At 43.1% G+C, this 18,517-nt stretch carries 19 protein-coding genes; 5 read left to right on the top strand and 14 right to left on the bottom strand.

The window, feature by feature from the left end; translation table 11 throughout:
- Positions 1–3: 3 nt before the first annotated feature.
- Complete coding sequence (locus tag EP181_RS04465) at positions 4–972, bottom strand: FAD-binding protein (protein WP_127470591.1); 969 nt, start codon at positions 970–972, stop codon at positions 4–6.
- Entirely contained in the window at positions 972–2,408 is a 1,437-nt protein-coding gene (locus EP181_RS04460; protein ID WP_127470590.1) for an FAD-linked oxidase C-terminal domain-containing protein, read from the bottom strand. Before EP181_RS04460 ends, EP181_RS04465 begins: the two co-directional genes overlap by 1 nt.
- 177 nt (positions 2,409–2,585) lie before the next feature.
- On the opposite strand from EP181_RS04460, the gene EP181_RS04455 reads away from it, so the two are divergent.
- Positions 2,586–3,701 carry a pyridoxal-phosphate-dependent aminotransferase family protein gene (locus EP181_RS04455; RefSeq protein ID WP_127470589.1) on the top strand — a complete coding sequence of 372 codons (1,116 nt, stop codon included), beginning with the start codon at positions 2,586–2,588 and terminating at the stop codon, positions 3,699–3,701.
- Positions 3,702–3,791: 90 nt separating this feature from the next.
- On the opposite strand, the gene EP181_RS04450 is transcribed toward EP181_RS04455, so the two are convergent.
- Positions 3,792–4,532: an SDR family NAD(P)-dependent oxidoreductase gene (locus tag EP181_RS04450; RefSeq protein WP_127470588.1), complete on the bottom strand. Its 741-nt coding sequence runs from the start codon at positions 4,530–4,532 to the stop codon at positions 3,792–3,794.
- Between the two features lie 153 nt (positions 4,533–4,685).
- On the opposite strand from EP181_RS04450, the gene EP181_RS12290 reads away from it, so the two are divergent.
- From EP181_RS12290 to EP181_RS04440, 4 genes are all read left to right on the top strand, one after another.
- Entirely contained in the window at positions 4,686–5,417 is a 732-nt protein-coding gene (locus EP181_RS12290; RefSeq protein WP_232023517.1) for an L-lactate permease, read from the top strand.
- Entirely contained in the window at positions 5,402–5,773 is a 372-nt protein-coding gene (locus EP181_RS12285; RefSeq protein ID WP_420824411.1) for an L-lactate permease, read from the top strand. The genes EP181_RS12290 and EP181_RS12285 overlap by 16 nt, the downstream gene beginning before the upstream one ends.
- On the top strand, positions 5,746–6,366 hold the full coding sequence (locus EP181_RS12280) for an L-lactate permease (RefSeq protein WP_232023515.1): 621 nt from the start codon (positions 5,746–5,748) through the stop codon (positions 6,364–6,366). Before EP181_RS12285 ends, EP181_RS12280 begins: the two co-directional genes overlap by 28 nt.
- A gap of 70 nt (positions 6,367–6,436) precedes the next feature.
- Positions 6,437–7,435: a cation diffusion facilitator family transporter gene (locus EP181_RS04440; RefSeq protein ID WP_127470587.1), complete on the top strand. Its 999-nt coding sequence runs from the start codon at positions 6,437–6,439 to the stop codon at positions 7,433–7,435.
- A 161-nt stretch (positions 7,436–7,596) separates the two neighbouring features.
- Here EP181_RS04440 and EP181_RS04435 read toward each other — a convergent pair whose 3' ends face one another.
- The 11 genes from EP181_RS04435 to nuoH all read right to left on the bottom strand — a co-directional run bounded on the left by EP181_RS04435 (position 7,597) and on the right by nuoH (position 18,515).
- A complete protein-coding gene (locus tag EP181_RS04435) occupies positions 7,597–8,472 on the bottom strand; it encodes an alpha/beta hydrolase (RefSeq protein WP_127470586.1) in 876 nt (291 codons plus the stop codon).
- A gap of 152 nt (positions 8,473–8,624) precedes the next feature.
- Complete coding sequence (locus EP181_RS04430) at positions 8,625–9,086, bottom strand: tetratricopeptide repeat protein (protein ID WP_127470585.1); 462 nt, start codon at positions 9,084–9,086, stop codon at positions 8,625–8,627.
- Between the two features lie 103 nt (positions 9,087–9,189).
- Positions 9,190–10,458: a mechanosensitive ion channel family protein gene (locus tag EP181_RS04425; protein ID WP_127470584.1), complete on the bottom strand. Its 1,269-nt coding sequence runs from the start codon at positions 10,456–10,458 to the stop codon at positions 9,190–9,192.
- A 49-nt stretch (positions 10,459–10,507) separates the two neighbouring features.
- The gene (locus EP181_RS04420) at positions 10,508–10,825 is read right to left on the bottom strand and encodes a DUF2818 family protein (RefSeq protein ID WP_127470583.1); all 318 of its coding nucleotides are present in this window, start codon (positions 10,823–10,825) and stop codon (positions 10,508–10,510) included.
- Between the two features lie 161 nt (positions 10,826–10,986).
- Positions 10,987–12,438, bottom strand: a complete 1,452-nt coding sequence (nuoN, locus tag EP181_RS04415) for an NADH-quinone oxidoreductase subunit NuoN (protein WP_127470582.1) — start codon at positions 12,436–12,438, stop codon at positions 10,987–10,989.
- Between the two features lie 22 nt (positions 12,439–12,460).
- Positions 12,461–13,975: an NADH-quinone oxidoreductase subunit M gene (locus EP181_RS04410; RefSeq protein ID WP_127470581.1), complete on the bottom strand. Its 1,515-nt coding sequence runs from the start codon at positions 13,973–13,975 to the stop codon at positions 12,461–12,463.
- 32 nt (positions 13,976–14,007) lie between these two features.
- Positions 14,008–15,981 carry an NADH-quinone oxidoreductase subunit L gene (nuoL, locus tag EP181_RS04405; protein WP_127470580.1) on the bottom strand — a complete coding sequence of 658 codons (1,974 nt, stop codon included), beginning with the start codon at positions 15,979–15,981 and terminating at the stop codon, positions 14,008–14,010.
- A gap of 6 nt (positions 15,982–15,987) precedes the next feature.
- Entirely contained in the window at positions 15,988–16,293 is a 306-nt protein-coding gene (gene nuoK, locus EP181_RS04400; RefSeq protein WP_127470579.1) for an NADH-quinone oxidoreductase subunit NuoK, read from the bottom strand.
- Complete coding sequence (locus EP181_RS04395; RefSeq protein ID WP_127470578.1) at positions 16,290–16,931, bottom strand: NADH-quinone oxidoreductase subunit J; 642 nt, start codon at positions 16,929–16,931, stop codon at positions 16,290–16,292. The genes nuoK and EP181_RS04395 overlap by 4 nt, the downstream gene beginning before the upstream one ends.
- Before the next feature lie 17 nt (positions 16,932–16,948).
- Complete coding sequence (nuoI, locus tag EP181_RS04390) at positions 16,949–17,440, bottom strand: NADH-quinone oxidoreductase subunit NuoI (RefSeq protein ID WP_127470577.1); 492 nt, start codon at positions 17,438–17,440, stop codon at positions 16,949–16,951.
- Positions 17,441–17,453: 13 nt separating this feature from the next.
- Positions 17,454–18,515, bottom strand: a complete 1,062-nt coding sequence (nuoH, locus tag EP181_RS04385; RefSeq protein WP_127470576.1) for an NADH-quinone oxidoreductase subunit NuoH — start codon at positions 18,513–18,515, stop codon at positions 17,454–17,456.
- Positions 18,516–18,517: the final 2 nt, after the last annotated feature.

Here is an 18,517-nt window from a genome sequence, read left to right as displayed (position 1 = left end):
CGGTTAAAGCGTTTTAAAAACGTTTGAGGGATCAAAGACGTTTTTTAATCCGGCTTTAATGTTGGCAATGGGCGAGGTGTCATTATGGCGCGGCGAAAAATAACTTTGCCATAACGTCGAATACTCGGCAGGTGCATCTTCACTGACCACCCAGCGACGTTGCCCACACATGCCCACTGCAAGGGTATTGGGAATAGACGGTGCGGGGCCTTCGGTGTCGACCCGCCATAATTTTTGGTGCGCTTGTAATTTAGGTTTAAACGGATTTAAGGTTAACCAAATGTCATTAGTGCAGGCCGTTACGTCGGTTTGTTTAGGGTGTTCGCCAAACACGCGATAATAAAATAACCCTTCATAATACGCACAACCCGACAAGGGTAAAGTGGTACCCGCCATTTTATTCATTAATACAATGGCGTCACTTTCGGGTATGGCTTTGCAATACGTTACCTCTTCCACCAGCGGCAACACCTTTAAGCTCAGCTCGGTGATCACGGCCATAGAGCCTTTAGAACCGGCTAACATGCGCGACACATCGTAACCGGCGACGTTTTTAATCATTTTGCCGCCAAACGCCAGTGGCTGACCGCGACCATCAATAATTTTCGCCCCCAACACAAAATCACGCAACACACCTCTAAACGGCCGCGAAGGCCCGGTTAAAGCGCAAGCATAAGTGCCGCCAATGGTTGAGCCGCCGTATTCGGGCGGTTCAAATCCCAGCATCTGTTTGTGCTGCGCCAACTCGGCTTTTAAATCGGCCAACAACGTACCCGCTTTAACCGTCACCACCAGTTCTGAAGGTTCATAATCCACAATGCCTGTGGCACTGACGTTTTGGGTAAGTGACACCTCTTCAAAGCCATTTTCGAGTGGTACTTTGGTGTGATTGCCAGCAATTTGCACGGTTCTTTGCTCAAATGCGGCTTGCTTAACTTGGTCGCAAATTTGATTAATCCACGGCTCGCTCATTAAAAACGCTCCAATTCAGGAAAAGGCAATTGATTATTATGCACATGCATCTGCCCCACTTCGGCACAACGGTGCAGGGTTGGAATGGCTTTGCCTGGGTTCATAAGTCCGGTGGAATCAAACACGTTTTTAATGCCGTGAAAAATTTCTAATTCGGGCGTGGCAAACTGATGACACATCGAATCGAGCTTTTCAACCCCAACGCCGTGTTCACCGGTAATGGTGCCGCCGACGTCTAAACAGAGTTTTAAAATTTCTGCACCAAATTTTTCGGTTTGATGCAATTGACCTGGCACGTTTGCATCGTACAAAATCAGCGGATGCAAATTGCCGTCACCGGCGTGAAAAACATTGGCCACTTGCAACTGATATTTTATGGACAGTTTTTCAATTTCTTGCAATACAAACGCCAAACGTTTGCGTGGAATGGTGCCGTCCATACAATAATAGTCGGGCGAAAAACGCCCCACCGCCGGAAAGGCATTTTTACGCCCTTGCCACAACGCCACACGTTCGGCCTCGTTTTGTGACACGCGTAACGACGTGGCACCCGCTTGCTCTAATATGGTTGAGATACGTTGCGTGTCGACTTTAACTTGATCAAAACTGCCGTCTACTTCACACAGCAACAACGCCTCAGCGTCCAGTGGATAACCGACCTTGGCGTACTCTTCGGCCGCCATAATCGAAAACTTATCCATCATTTCTAAACCCGCCGGAATAATACCTTGCTCAAGCACGCTGGTAACCGCGTCGGCACACGCGCTTACAGAGCTAAAACCGGCCATCACCAGCTGTGCGGTGTCGGGTTTTGGCAGTAACTTAACTTTAACTTCAACAATAATTCCCAACAAGCCTTCCGAGCCGTTTAACAGCGCCAGTAAATCCACGCCATCGTCTTTTTCATCTAACTTAATAATGTCGCCGGCCATGTTAACCATGGTAATAGACAACACATTATGGACAGTTAAACCGTATTTTAAACAGTGTACCCCGCCAGAATTTTCGGCCACATTGCCGCCTATCGAGCACGCCACTTGCGACGAAGGGTCGGGGGCGTAATACAAACCATAGGCTTCAACCGCTTGAGTCACCGAGATATTTCGCACCCCAGGTTGCAACACGGCTGTGCGCGCTAACGGGTCAATGCTAATAATTTTATTCATTTTAGACAAACCCAGCACAATCCCATTGGCCAGGGGCAAAGCCCCACCGGCCAGGCCTGTGCCCGAGCCACGGGTAATCACCGGCGTGTTAAAACGCTTACAAATGGCTAAAATGGTGATAATTTGATCGATGTTGTGAGGCAGAACCACCGCAAGGGGTGTTTGACGATAGGCCGAAAGCCCATCACATTCGTAGGGAGTACATTGCTCTTTATCAGAGATGACGCTGCCGCTTGGCAGAGATTTTTTCAGTTCTTGTATAACGTTCATGATTGAGATTATAATTGATTTAAATCAAGTTTCATTTATTTTTTTATCACCTTAAATATCTTTTTCTGTCTTTGTATTTTATCTAAGCGACTCTGAATTTACTCAGATAAAATATCAGATAAAATATCAAATACAATATTTAACGTGACCGCTATCAATACAAGGAAGTTACACACCATGCAATCTTTTAATCCACCTATTCGTACCCTTATGGGGCCCGGTCCTTCGGACGTTCACCCACGCATTTTATCGGCTATGGCGCGCCCCACTATTGGCCACCTAGACCCAGAGTTTGTGCGCATGATGGACGAGGTAAAAACCTTATTAAAATACGCGTTTCAAACCGAAAACGAAATGACCATGCCGGTGTCGGCACCCGGTTCTGCGGGTATGGAAACTTGCTTTGTTAACCTGGTTGAGCCAGGCGATAAAGTCATTGTGTGCATTAACGGAGTGTTTGGTGGGCGCATGAAAGAAAACGTTGAACGCACCGGTGGCGTGTGCGTTGAAGTGCATGACGACTGGGGAACGGTCGTAAGCCCAGAAAAACTAGAGGCCGCGCTCATTGCTAATCCAGACGCTAAAATTGTGGCGTTTGTACACGCCGAAACCTCAACAGGCGCATGCTCAGACGTTAAAACATTATGCGAAATTGCTCACAAATACAACTGCTTAACCATTGTCGACTCTGTAACAGGTTTAGCGGGCGTTCCGCTTAAAATCGACGAATGGAATGTGGACGCAGTCTATTCTGGCACGCAAAAATGTCTTTCTTGCACCCCTGGTTTGTCGCCAGTAAGCTTTAACGAGCGCGCACTCGAAAAAGTTCGTAACCGTAAAACCAAAGTACAAAGCTGGTTTTTAGACCTAAACCTGGTGATGGGCTATTGGGGACAAGGCGTTAAACGCGCTTACCACCACACCGCCCCGGTTAACGCACTGTATGCTTTGCACGAATCGTTGGTGATGTTAAAAGAAGAAGGCTTAGAAAATTCATGGGCACGTCACGCCGCCATGCACGCTAAATTACGTGACGGCTTAGAAGCGATGGGTATCAAGTTCTTAGTCAATGAAAATGACCGCTTACCGCAATTAAACTCGGTTTGGATTCCCGAAGGCGTTGATGATGCGGCCGTGCGTGCCGAACTGCTTAACACCTACAACCTTGAAATTGGAGCCGGCTTGGGCGCTTTAGCGGGCAAAGTCTGGCGTATTGGTTTAATGGGCTTTTCAGCCAAAGAAGAGAATGTGTTGTTCTTTTTATCGGCCTTAAAAGCTGTTTTAAATAAATAGAGACCTTTTTTACTGCAAATTAAAGCCAATAAAAAGCGCCGTTTTCGGCGCTTTTTATTGTCCCTATTATTTCTATTAAACCTTGGCGCACTACCTTGGAAACGCACCGTTGTTAATATCAATGCACACCCCGTTAATGTATTCGGGTGAGTCGATGGCCAACCAAAATAAAGTTTGTGCCACCTCTTGTGCGGTCGCAAAGCGCTGGCTGATGGTTTTTTTTAAAAACGCTTGTTGACGATGTTGCGGAATCGAATCTAACATATCGGTGGCGGTTGGACTGGGCGCTACGGCATTCACAATCACCTGACCTGCAAAGGCTTTTGAAAAACTTTTGGTCGCGTTAATTAAGCCCGCTTTGGCAATACCATACCAAATATCAGGGTGACCAATTTGCCCAGCAATCGAGGCATTATTAACCATGCGTCCCCTTAACGCCGATGATTGAAGCGCATTTATTTGAGCGCGTTGCACCATCCGCGCACCAAACAACTCCATTAACTTAACCGGTGCTTGAATATTCAGTTTTAACGAATAGTCCCTATTTGCGATAGGATAGGCATCATAAGTTAATGGTTGCAATAATCCTGCGTTATTGACCAATACATCAATGTCGCCCACGGTGTTGACCAGGCCTGGTAGATTGTCTAAGTCGGTTAAATCGTACTCTATGCACTGAATGCGCGGTGTTTGCGCCCAAGACAGCATCTTAAACCCACTAAAATCACGCGCCACCACCACAATATCGAACTCGGTTTTTTGTAAAAAAAGTTGAGTCAATGCTAAACCAATGCCTTTATTGCCACCGGTTATTAACACGCGTTTTTTCATGCCTATCTCCTGACTGTTTTAACTCGCCAAATTAAATGGCCTAAAGGTAGAATAGTTACGTCTTTTTCTATTTCAACCCCCCGCTCATGAAAAGGTCTCGTATTATTATTTTGGCTTTTTAGACTTTTAGCGTTTTTTTCTGAGAAACTCTTTATGACATTTGTGCAAGCATTAACCACCGCAATGCCAGTGCTGGCCGTATTGTTTTTTTTGGTGATTTTACGCATGCCTGCCAGTCGAGCTATGGCGTTAAGCCTGGCTTTGGTAACCGCTTTGGCTTGGTGGGTTTGGCAGGTGCCTGGGGTTCAAATTGCAGCGTCGATTTTAGAAGGCTGGGTCATTGCTGCGTCTATTTTAATCATCGTCTTTGGTGCGATTGTGCTGCTAAACACTTTAAAAGTCAGTGGAGCGCTTGAGGTGATTCGCGAAGGATTTACTCGCATTTCGCCCGATCGTCGCGTACAAACGGTGATTGTCGGCTGGTTGTTTGTGGCCTTTTTAGAAGGCGCAAGCGGTTTTGGAACCCCTGCGGCCATTGTAGCGCCCTTGTTATTAGCGCTGGGTTTTCCGGCGATGGCGGCGGTGGTGTTGGCATTAATTGCCGACAGCGCCGCGGTGTCGTATGGTGCCGTGGGCACGCCGGTGATTGTGGGCATGGGTCAAGGTTTGGTCAACCCGAGTTATGACGAAATTATGCACATTGCGGTGAGCGCCAGCACTATTGATGTGGTGGTGGCGAGTTTTTTACCGTTGATTATGGTGCTGATTTTAACGCGTTTTTTGGTGAAAATAAAAGTTGGCGCGAGGGTTTGGGCGCGTGGAAATTTGCGTTATTGGGTGGATTTTCGTTTACGATTCCGGCGTTGTTGGTGGCTAAAACCTTAGGACCAGAGTTTCCGGCCATTTTAGGCGGTTTAGCAGGCCTGGCAATTACTGTGGTGGCCGCCAAAAAAGGGTTTTTAACGCCTAAAAACGTGTGGTTGTTTGAGTCTGATCATCCCGAGTGTTTAACACCCGTGCTAAACAAACATTCACCAGGCCTGGTGAAAATACAAGGGTGTGAAAAATCACCGGCATTATCGTGTTTGGCGATGGAGCCACATAAACATCATCATCTGTCACTTTACCAGGCCTGGTTACCGTATGCTTTGGTGGCCGTTATTTTAGTGTTAAGTCGCCTAGATTTTTACCTTTTAAATCCTTACTTAACGCCGTGTCGCTGGAATTTTCGGCGATTTTAGCCACCGATATATCGGCCAAACTGGTGCCGTTGTACTTGCCCGGCAGCCTATTTATTGTGGTGGCGCTCATCACCTTGTGGCTGCATAAAGTGCCGTTAAAACAAGCTAACCAGGCCTGGTGGCAGTCTTTTAAAGTGATGTTGCCCACGGTGATTGCATTAGGTGCTTCGGTGCCTATGGTGCGAATTTTTCTTAATTCTGGGGTAAATGAGGCGCAATTATTGTCAATGCCCATGGAGCTGGCCGCTTTAGCCGCGACCACATTTGAAGGCAACTGGCCTTTAGCCGCACCGTTTGTGGGCGCACTGGGGAGTTTTATTGCCGGATCGGCGACGTTTTCTAATATGATGTTTGCGCAATTTCAAGAGTCTACTGCGCTGGCCACTGGCCTGCCAACTCACTGGATTTTGGCCTTGCAAATGCTGGGTGCAAACGCCGGCAATATGATTTGCGTGGTCAATGTTGTGGCGGCGGCTTCAGTGGTTAACTTAGTGGGTAAAGAGGGGCAGATTATTCGCTACACGCTCCTGCCCATGCTGTTTTACGTCATCAGCGTTGGCGTATTGGTTTGGGTCGTAACAAGATGGTTTTAAAAGAGTTCCTTGCACAAAAATTGAAGTACATTACCATTAAAGCTATAAAAGAACAGAATAGGAAATTACCATGTCAGCGGCTAAACAAGCGCAGTTAATTAAGTTAGAAAAACGCGCCTTACACTTTTCGGTTTGGGGTAATGTGTTTATGGTTATTATTGGTGTTGGCTTTGCCATTACCAGCTTTTCGGATGCCATTATGTTGGATGGCCTGTACTCGTTTATCCATTTGTTAATCGCCCTGTTAACCTTGCGCGTCTCTAAACTGGTGATGAAACCGAGTAACGATGAATATCCGTTTGGCTACTGGATGTACGAACCCATGATTAATATGGCCAAAGGTTTAATGATTATCACCCTGTTAACAATCGCCTTATTTAACGCCATAGGCTCACTGTATGGCGGTGGCAAAATGGTCATTTTAGACATGGCCATTTTTTACGCTGTGTTAGCCACGATAGGTTGTTTTGTGAGCGCGGCAGTCATTAAACACTGGGGCGAGCTGGCGCACTCACCTTTGGCCCTAGTGGATGCCAAAAACTGGTTGGTGGATGGGTATATTTCGGCGGCCATGTTAGGGGTTTTTATTGCGGCAGCGGTTATGCAACAAGGTGAACATGCTCACTGGGTGCCCTATTTTGATCCGCTAATGGTCATTGTATTGGTGCTGTTTATTATTATTGTGCCGTTAAGTATTATTCGTGATGCTTGGAACGAGATTGTGGGCAAGCACCCGGGTGAAGACATTGAAGATAACATTCATGCGTTAATTGACTCGGTAGTGAGCGCCTCGGTTCATAAAGGCTATCACCTGCGATTGGTAATGACCGGTCGGTTTTTATTGGTGCATATTTACTTTACGGTTAAAGCCAATACGTCTTTAGACAGCGTAGAGGCGCAAGATGACATGCGAGAAACTCTTTACCAAGTATTTCGCAAGCAATACCCTTATATTGCCATGGACATTGTCTTTACCCAGCACGCCAAGTGGGAGCGCATTGTGACTGGCGATCAATCGCAAGGTCAATTACACAGCCAACAGCACCAAAACGACATAAAAACAACATGACAAACAAAACATAAATCAATTATTGACCCAGCACAATACTCAATCGCAAATGATGTGAGGCGTTTAACTTTTAAAACTAGTGCATTTATTTAACACTATGTGGGTGCTTTAACCTAAAAAAGAACAGGTTAACCAGCCAATCCAAGCATTATTAACAACAATTAAATATGGCCATAATCAACGCCAAGGCTATTGTGCAAAAATAGCCGAATGGTATCAAAGTGTTGCTCAATTAAGTCAATCGAATCGTGATCAGCCCCCGCAATTTCTACGCAATGAACCCAAGGCGTAGCCGCTTGGCATAACAGCTTAAAATCACTTAGCGGAATCACCTGGTCTAACGTGCCATGAATGCACAAGACAGGTTTAACTATTTTACTCACACTTGTGAGCGGTGCTATGGCATCAAAACGCGCACCAATTACCCATTGCACATAAGCGCTTATGACCCAACTCAACCCCGGCACAGCGTTAAGCTTACCAAGCTGGCGTTGCATCATCAATTGCGGATGCGCAAAGCTGGCAATGGCAATGTATCCATCGGCTTGCGGCGTGTTTGCAGCGGCTAACAGGGTCGCTGCAGCGCCCACCGAATGCCCTAATACAATCAGAGTTTGACTTTGGCGGGGTTGATGAATTTTGAGCCACTCGGTAACAGACACTAAATCTTCTGCAAATTTGGGCATGGTCGATGTACCACGCGTTTGACTGTCTCCATGATTATGTGCATCCACTAATAATACGTTAATGCCTAAGTCTAAAAATGGTTTGGCTAAAGGCAGTAAAGTACTTTTATTAGCGCCCCAACCATGCAAAATAATCACACTGACACAACTGCTTGGGTGTGCTTGCATCCACCAGCAAGACAGCGTGGTGTTTTGATGACTGGGGACATAAATGGATTTAAACGCTAAGCCATATTCTTTAGGCGTTTGCTGATTTGCCATACGGGGGGCTTTAAACCCCAAATGAATGGCGGCCATAAAGACCAACGCCAAAATCACTAACGCGGCTACTGCGTATAAGACTAGGGACAACTTGACACCTCTATTTACAACTTAACGTGTTTGTTGTGCTACTAGATTAAGGAAATCGAGCTTCCGAATTATATTGTTTCATATTGCTTCTTCATATCGCTTCGTATGGCTTAGCAACGCTTAGTTTGCAAAGCGCACGCGCTGGCTTATGTTTAATATTGAACCGTTTGTTCAAGTCTAGAAAAATTTAAACAGCCTTGTGAACATTGATTGCTGCACGAAACTTGGTACCAGTTTTTTGCCATAGCCAAATCAACCGGTACGCCAAGACCTTGTTCATACATTTCACCCAATTGGCTTTGAGCAACACCATAGCTGCTTTGAGACGCTTTTAAATACCATTTTAAAGCCAAGGCATAATCCACCGCACCCCCTTGACCTAAACGATGCATCTGCGCTAAACCAAACTGGGCAAATACATTGTTTTGCTCGGCTAGCGGCGTAAACAGTTGAATTGCGCGTGAATACTCTTTGTTTGAGTAAGCGTTAATCGCGTGTTTAACGTCTTCTGAAAGTAACATTTCAGAGTTTTGAACGACAGCCGCCACTGAATTATAAGCTGCAAATATCAGCACAAAACCCAACATAAAACGGGTCACACTTGTTATCCACATCTGCCTTACCCCAGCCTATCAGAGACTTATTTGCACTGATTAAAATCATTCTTATAGAGACCTTTAAAAGTAACCTAAAAAATACGCATAGGAATTGAGCCGCTTAGACAGCGTCAACGGCACCTTTAGGCATCACAGTCTTAGCCAATTGCATTAAGTCATAACCGCTAGGACTTTGAAAAACCCTCAATCCAAACTCAGGTGCTATCGAGTACAAATGGTCAAAAATATCAGACTGAATAGCCTCGTACTCTGCCCAAACAACCGTATCGGTAAAGCAGTATATTTCTATGGGCAACCCTTCTGCCGTGGGCGACATCTGTCTAACAATTTGTGTCATGCCTTGATGAATTTTGGGATGTTGCTGCAGATAACACATAACATAGGCTCTAAAGGTTCCTATATTGGTTAAACGTCTAAAGTTGACGGGTTCTAAAGCTTTTTGTTCTAACGCCGTGTTCCATTGAGCGACTTCTTGCTCTTTATGCGCCATATAATCTTTTAAAAGATTAATTTTTTTAAGCCAAGTTATTTCTGATGCATCCAAAAAATGAATTGTTTGCTGATCAAACATTAAACTTCTTTTAATTCTTCGTCCACCGGATTCTTGCATTCCACGCCAGTTTTTGAACGAGTCCGTCATAAAACGACGTGTTGGAATGGTCGTAATGGTCTTGTCCCAGTTTTGAATTTTTACTGTGTGCAGAGCAATATCAATCACATCGCCATCGGCATTTAGATCCGGCATTTCTACCCAGTCGCCTACACGAATAACGTCGTTAGATGATATTTGCACACTGGCTACCAATGACAAAATAGTGTCTTGAAATATCAACATCAACACAGCAGCCATTGCGCCTAAGCCCGAAAGCAAAATCAGAGGCGAGCGGTCGAACAAAACGGCAATCATAAGAATAATTGCAATTAAGTAAATGATAATATTCAATACTTGAATATAACCCTTGATGGGTTTATTTTTAGATTCTGGCTTGCGCTCGTAAAGGCCATTAAACAAAGTGAGTAAGCTTGTAAACACTAAGCCAACTGTAACCACCATAAAGGCATTGGTAACATTTTCAGTGACGACTACAATTACATTAGGAAGTTCAGGGATTCGGCTGACGCCAGTAGAAATAATCAACGCGGGAACAACATGGGATAACCGATCAATAAACGAAAAATCAAGCTTGTGACCATTATGCGGCTGCGGCGCATGATTGCCCAACAGCGTATAAAGCCCTCTTAATAAGACGCGCTTAACAATGTAGTTGGCCAACCAGGCAACAAAAATAAGCAATACAACACCCAGCACCATGTTTACCAGGGGGTCTTGTAAGTAATCAACTATAAACTGATTTTGAAAGGCCAACATTTTTTCCTACTGCAGCGCCTAAAGCGCACGTTAAACAAGCTCTAAACTATTAGCCGTGTTTCTTTAAAAAACTTTTGAGATTGTAACGATAGATGAATCCTGGAAAAGCAAAAATCATAAACATAAACAAAGTAATAGTATAGAACTCCCAACCTTGCGAAGCCACATGCCCCATGCTTTTCTGTTCTAATAAATAAGCAAATAGACCGGTAATGACAAAATACGTAAACCACTCAATTAAATTAATCACTATCGACTTATGCGGTACTTTAATCACTAAAAATAATCTATTCGCCATTAAAAATGGAATGTTGGCTAAAACAATCGCCGTAAAAAGTAATAACCAAACTGATTGATTGATGTCCATTCTGCTGTCCTTTAAAGGTTTATTAAAAATACTTTTAAAAATTCTGACCCGTACAATTAAGTACACGCGTTTCTAACAAAATAAAGCCCGTTAAAACGGGCTTTATTTTGTTACATAAGGTAACTCTAAATCAACTAAATCACATCTAAATTATTAAGTGCTTATAAGGCCAGTGAATTAATGCTCTGGTAACACAAGTTAATCAATGAACTTGGCATTAAACCCAATACTAGCAAAGAAAGCGCAACAAAACTTACCGTCCAATTTAAACTGCCGCTAACCGGTTCAATTTTAGTGTTATCTTCGGGTTCATCAAAGTACATCGCTTTAACCACGCGCAAATAATAGTAGGCACTAATAACAGCTGTAATTACTGCAACAACAGCAATCCACGTAAAGCCTGCTTTAATGACCTCTTCAATCACAATAATTTTTGCCCAAAAACCAATAAACGGTGGGATACCTGCCATAGAAAACATAACAATCAACATCATTACCGCTAACCATGGATTTCGTGCATTTAAGCCTTTAAAATCAACGACACGGTCAAATTCATTGCCAGTACGCGACAGCGCAACAATCATCCCAAAACCAGCTAAACCAGTTATTGCGTACACAATCACATAAAACATAGAGGCCGAATAACCATCAGGTGTGGCGGCTATAACCCCCAACAATAAGAACCCAATATGCCCAATACCCGAATACGCCAACATACGTTTTAAATTGTCTTGCACAATGGCCGCAATAGAACCTAACACCATAGAAAGTATAGACAGCATAATAATTAATGACTGCCACTCTTCTACCAGGCCTGGTAGAGCCTCGGCCAACAATCTATAGACGATAGCAAAGCCAGCAATTTTTGGGGCAGTTCCTAAATACAAGGTAACGGCTGTGGGTGCTCCTTGGTATACGTCTGGCATCCACATATGAAAAGGCACCGCACCCAACTTAAACGCCAAACCAATAACAATAAACACTACGCCAAAAGCCAAAACGACACCATCGGCATTACCGCTAGAGATAACCTCTGATACTTGTGCAAAACCAATTTCTCCGGTTGCACCGTAAATCATAGAAAAACCATATAACAGCATACCAGTCGCTAATGCGCCCAACACAAAATACTTCATTCCAGCTTCAACGGCGGCCCCTGAATCTTTTCTCATGGCGACCATGGCATACATGGATAAGGACATTATTTCTAGCCCAAGATAGAGCGTGATGAAGTTGTAGGATGAAATCATCACAAACATACCCAACACACCAAACAGGCCTAAAACAAAAAACTCTCCACTAAAAAACTTGTGTTGAAGCAAATATTCTTTAGAAAATACAAAAATTCCAATCGATATAACCAAAACAAAGAGCTTTAAAATATCAGCAAAACTGTCTCTAACAAAACTACCATCAAAGGTAATAATTTGAGTGGTCGAAAAACTCATTAATATAAGAACAGCCACAACTACCAATGCAATTTGGGTTGCATAGTAAGTTGCAAACTGAGAGCGTTTTGCCCAAAAGGTGTCGGCCACTAAAATAAATGAGGTTAAGGCCAATAACACCATTTCGGGAATGGCTGGAGCAAAATCTGGAATGACAAAATTCATATTGTTAACTCACCTATCCGAATTAAAGTTTAGAGGTTGTGGCTTGCACCAGTAAATTTTCAACCGATGCATGCATCACTTCCATTAACGGTGCCGGGAAAACCCCTAAAGCAATAATGACAATCGCTAAAGTGGCCATAATGGCAAACTCGCGTTTGTTTAAATCCGTTAATTTTTCTACATTTTCATTTGTTATCTGACCAAAGAACACCCGCTTAACCATCCATAAGGTATAAGCTGCTCCAATAACCAAGGTTAGAGCCGCCAAGGTTCCGTACCAAAGATTAGCTTTAAACGCACTTAAAATAACCATAAACTCACCCACAAAACCAGAGGTTCCGGGTAACCCTACGTTGGCCATCGCAAAAATCACAGCAAACATAACAAACCACGGCATTTTATTAACCACGCCGCTGTAAGCCGAAATTTCACGCGTATGCATTCGATCGTACAAAACACCAATGGCTAAGAACATCGCACCGGATATAAAACCATGCGAAATCATTTGCACCATCGCACCTTCCATACCCAACTGCGCACCTTGAATAGAGCCGGTATTTTGTAAAATGTCGTACACCAAAAACAGACCTAAAGTAACAAAACCCATGTGAGAAATAGAGGAATAAGCCACAAGCTTTTTCATGTCATTTTGCACCAAGGCCACAATACCAATGTAAACAATGGCAATAAGCGATAGCCCAATCATTAACCAGTCTAGAGTCATCGAAGCATCGGGCGTTACCGGTAAACTTAAACGTACAAAACCATAACCACCCATTTTTAGCATTATGGCGGCAAGCACAACCGATCCAGCTGTTGGCGCTTCAACGTGCGCGTCAGGCAACCAAGTGTGCACTGGAAACATTGGAATCTTGACCGCAAAGGCCAAGAAAAAAGCCAAGAAGATTAAAATCTGTGCCGTCATACCTAATTGCATGCCGTGGAAGTCTAAAATCGAAAAACTACCCGACTCATGGTACATGTATAAAAACGACACCAACATGAAAACCGAGCCAAAAAAAGTATACAAAAAGAACTTTAAGGTTGCGTAAACACGTCGTGGCCCGCCCCATTTACCAATAACAATAAACATAGGAATCAAAAGCGCTTCCCAGAATATGTAAAATAAAATTGAGTCAAGCGCAACAAATACACCCACCATGATGCCGCCCATGATGAGGAAAGCGCCCATGTATTGTTCAACACGCTCTTTAATCACATCCCAAGCAGAAGCAATGACTAACACCTGTGTAAACGTGGTTAACAACACCAAAGGCATCGACAAACCGTCAACCCCTAAATGGTAATGAATGTTAAACATGGGAACCCAAGCCACCTGCTCAACAAACTGCATAGACGCAGTAGTGGTATCAAACCCAGTGACTAAGGGAATGGAAAGTAAAAACGTCGCGACAACCGTCAATAAAGACAACCACTTAGCAACCGTTGGATTATTACGCCCCGCAAACAGCACCAACAGCCCACCAATAATTGGTAGCCAAATTAATGTGCTTAAAATAGGTAAGCTTGATAGCATGTAATCTATTCCCTTCTCTTATTATTCTTTAATTACCATAAAACCCAAACTAGCATCACTAGCAGGCCAAAAATCATTACAAATGCATAGTGGTACATAAGACCAGTTTGAGCCTGGCGCAACGTGTGCGCCGCATTTGACACAGCCATAAAGGTATTGGTGACCATACCAGTATCAATCAGCTTAATATCGACTACTCGAGTAAAGAAATGACCCAATTTACGTGTTCCATCGACAAAAACTATTTCATTTAAACGATCAAACCCGTAAGCATTATCCAAAACATAAAAACCACGTGGACACATTGTTTTTAACTTGCCCGGTAAATCTGGACGCTTAATGTACATAATCCAAGCAATCAAAACTCCAGACAACGCCAAAATAACCGGTAGAGTCATAAATGAACTCACCACTAGATGTAGTAACCCTTGGTAATAATTGTTATACACCGCAAGCATCGTATCGTTTTGAGGCAATACTTGAATAGCCTCACCAAAATATGCACCGGTTAACATCGGTTCAAACATTGGGATGCCCATGAAGGCCGCAGGAATAGCCAATAAAATAAGTGGTACAGTTACGACCCAAGGCGACTCTTTAATCTTATGGGTTTTTACATAATGACTTTCTTGACCGTGAAACACCAAGAAAAACATGCGGAAACTATAAAACGCGGTGATAAACACCCCAGCCATTAATAAGACATAGGCAAAGGTTGAACCAAATCGCTGACTTTCATCTAATGACAACAAAATACTGTCTTTTGAGAAGAAGCCCGAAAATCCTGGGAATCCAATTAGCGCTAAAGAACCCACCAACATCGCCACATAGGTAATAGGCATGTACTTTTTGAGTCCACCCATATCACGAATGTCTTGCTTGTGGTGCATTGCAATAATGACCGAACCCGCCGCCAAAAATAGTAAGGCTTTAAAAAAGGCGTGAGTCAATACATGGAACATACCAGCGGCGTAAGCCGAAGCGCCTAAGGCCGCTGTCATATAACCCAATTGTGATAAGGTCGAATAGGCAACGACCCGTTTTATGTCGTTTTGAATCAACCCTAATAAACCCATCATAAAAGCGGTAAGTGCACCAATAATTAAGACAAAACTAAGCGCAGCCTCAGACATTTCAAAGGCGGGCGACAAACGTGCCACCATAAAAATACCGGCCGTTACCATGGTGGCAGCGTGAATTAAGGCTGAAATAGGCGTTGGGCCCTCCATCGACTCTGGTAGCCATACGTGCAAGGGCATTTGCGCAGATTTACCCATAGCGCCAATAAACAGCAGAACCAACATCATCGTAATCATGGACCATTCCACACCCGGAATAATCTCAATCATGACATCACGTTGTGAACTCAATTGAGCAAAAAACTCTTTGTAATCCATGGTATTAAAATAAACAAATACCACGGCAATCCCTAAAATAAAACCAAGATCGCCCACACGGTTAACTAAAAACGCTTTTAAGTTTGCTTGAATCGCTGACTCACGCTTCATGTAAAAGCCAATCAATAAATAAGAGACTAAACCAACCGCCTCCCAGCCAAAGAACAGCTGCAAAAAGTTATTGGCCATAACCAGCGAAAGCATAGAAAACGTAAACAACGAGATATAACTAAAGAAACGCTGATAATAAGGATCGTTGTGATCGTAGTCTTCATCATGATCCATATAACCAACGGTATAAATATGCACCATTAACGAGACAAAAGTCACCACCAACATCATGGTGGCCGACAACTTATCAATCAAAAAGCCAATCTCAAACTTTATGCCATCGCTGACCATCCAAGTGTACAAACTGGCGTTGTAGGCTTCTGCATTTTCAAATACAAATAGATAAAACACGTAGGCGGACAAAACCATTGAAATGGCAACACCGATAATGGTTGCAAAATGAGCCCCACTTCGTCCAACCTGACGGCCTAACAGGCCTGCGATCATCGCTCCTAACAAAGGAGCCAGCAAAATAACCGTAAGAATTGTGTGCAACATTAACAACTACCCCTTTAGTGAACCAAGATCATCAACGTTGATGCTCTTACGATTACGGAACACCAATACAAGAATGGCTAGTCCAATTGCCGCTTCAGCTGCAGCAACCGTTAAAATAAAGAAGACAAAAACCTGTCCGGTAACATCATTTAAATAGTACGAAAACGCGACCAAGTTAGTGTTTACGGCCAATAACAACAGTTCAATGGACATTAACAAAACAAGAACGTTTTTACGGTTTAAAAAAATACCCGCCATACTAATCATAAACAACACTGCACCAAAAAGCAGGTAATCCGAAAGTGCTATCATTTGTCATCCTCACTTTTTGACGCAATGTGTTTTTCAACCACGCTGTCCATTTGTACCATTCTAAAACGATCAACCGCTAAAGTTTTAACCTGCTTATCAATGTCTTGATACAAAACAGTTGTGCTTGAACGACGACGTAATGTTAAAGATATTGCCGCTACAATACCGACCAATAGCAAAACTGCGGCCAGAATAAAAGCATAAACATGCGTCGTGTATAGAGGAATGGCAATCGCTTTAGTATTACTGTAATCTGCAGCCTGTGTTATTGGCATGCCTGTTACATCCGTACCGAAATGCTCTGGACCCAACACTAAATACATCATCGCAAAAATAGCAATCGCAGCCATAGCGCCCAACGGGAGATACTTAGTAAAACCCTCTTTCAAAATGGTCAAGTTGATGTCTAACATCATTACAACAAATAAAAACAACACCATCACCGCGCCCACATAGACCAATATAAGCACCAATCCCAAAAACTCTGCTTGCGCTGTAATCCAAATTCCGGCAGTGGCAACAAACGCCAGTACTAACCACAAAGCCGCTTTAACAGGGTTTCTGACAGTAATCATCATAAAACCTGAAATGATTGCAACAGCTGCCAATGTGTAAAAGATAAATTGTTCAAATGTCATATTAAATTCTCTTTAAATTATCGATACTTAGCATCAGCTTTACGATCAGCTGCGATTTGCACTTCGTGCTTGTCACCAAAAGCCAATAACTTATCTTTGGTCATAATATGCTGCCCTCTTTCCTGAAACTCGTATTCAAACACACGAGTTTCTACAATCGCATCTACGGGACAAGCTTCTTCACAAAAACCACAGTAAATGCATTTAAACATATCAATATCGTATTGAGTGGTACGCCTTGAACCATCATCTCGTTCTTCAGATTCGATTGTAATGGCATTGGCAGGACACACCGCTTCACATAACTTACAAGCAATACAACGCTCTTCACCATTCTCGTAACGACGCAGAGCATGATGGCCTCTAAAACGAGGTGATAATGGTGTTTTTTCTTCTGGATAACGGACTGTTATCTTCTTTTTAAACAAATACTTGCCCGTAACACCTAAACCTTTAAATAACTCTGTTAGACCCCAAGTCTTTACATGATGTTTAATAAATCGAACCATCTCAACCTCTCAATTAGTTAAACCAAGGACCAACACTAAAGTACTGCATAGCACCAACTACAAAGACCCACAAAATCGTCAGTGGAATTAATACCTTCCAGCCTAAGCGCATCAGTTGATCATAGCGATAGCGCGGAAAAGTGGCTCTTAACCATAAGAAAACAAATAACAAAAATGAAACTTTAAACGCCAACCATCCCAATTGTGGCACCCAAGAAAAGGCGGCTTCTAAAAATGGAATTCCTTCAAACGGAGACAACCAGCCACCCAAAAACATAATGGAAGTCATAAACGAAATTAAAATCATCATGGCGTATTCAGCAAGCATAAATACACCAAAGGTCATGCCAGAATAATCTACGTGAAAACCTGCCACAATCTCAGCTTCACCCTCAATTACATCAAATGGCGTTCTGTTAGTTTCAGCTAATCCCGAAATAAAATAGACAAAAAACATGGGCAACAATGGTAATAGATACCAATGCCAAATACCCCCCTTTTGACCATTAACAATTTCAGTTAAATTCATACTTCCAGCAATCATTAGCACCGTTACCAGCGCAAAGCCCATGGCAATTTCGTATGAAATTTTTTGCGCTGAACCACGCATAGCACCTAAAAATGCGTATTTAGAGTTTGATGCCCAACCAGCAATGATCGTTCCGTACACTAAAATGGACGACACGGCCAATACATACAAAACACCTGCATTAATATCAGTAACCACAACACCATCTGAAAAAGGAATAACTGCCCAAACGGCAACAGCAGGCGCTATTGCCAGTACGGGAGCCGTAATAAATAAAAATTTATTGGCTTGATCAGGAAAAATAACTTCTTTGGTCATTAACTTTAATGCATCCGCAATAGGCTGCAATAAACCTGCTGGGCCAACTCTGTTGGGCCCTAGACGAACTTGCATGTAACCAATGACTTTACGTTCTGCATACGTTAACCATGCGACTACTAGCATAATAGGTAAAATTACAGCAATCGCCTGAATAACCAATGTAATGGTAATGGCTAACCATGGGTACATATAAATAGACAAAAAAGCCTGTAATGCATCAAACATGA

The organism is Thiomicrorhabdus aquaedulcis, assembly GCF_004001325.1.
Taxonomy (GTDB): domain Bacteria; phylum Pseudomonadota; class Gammaproteobacteria; order Thiomicrospirales; family Thiomicrospiraceae; genus Thiomicrorhabdus; species Thiomicrorhabdus aquaedulcis.
The sequence above is the reverse complement of the archived record's forward strand: the minus strand, read 5'-3'. Positions and strand labels throughout refer to the sequence as shown.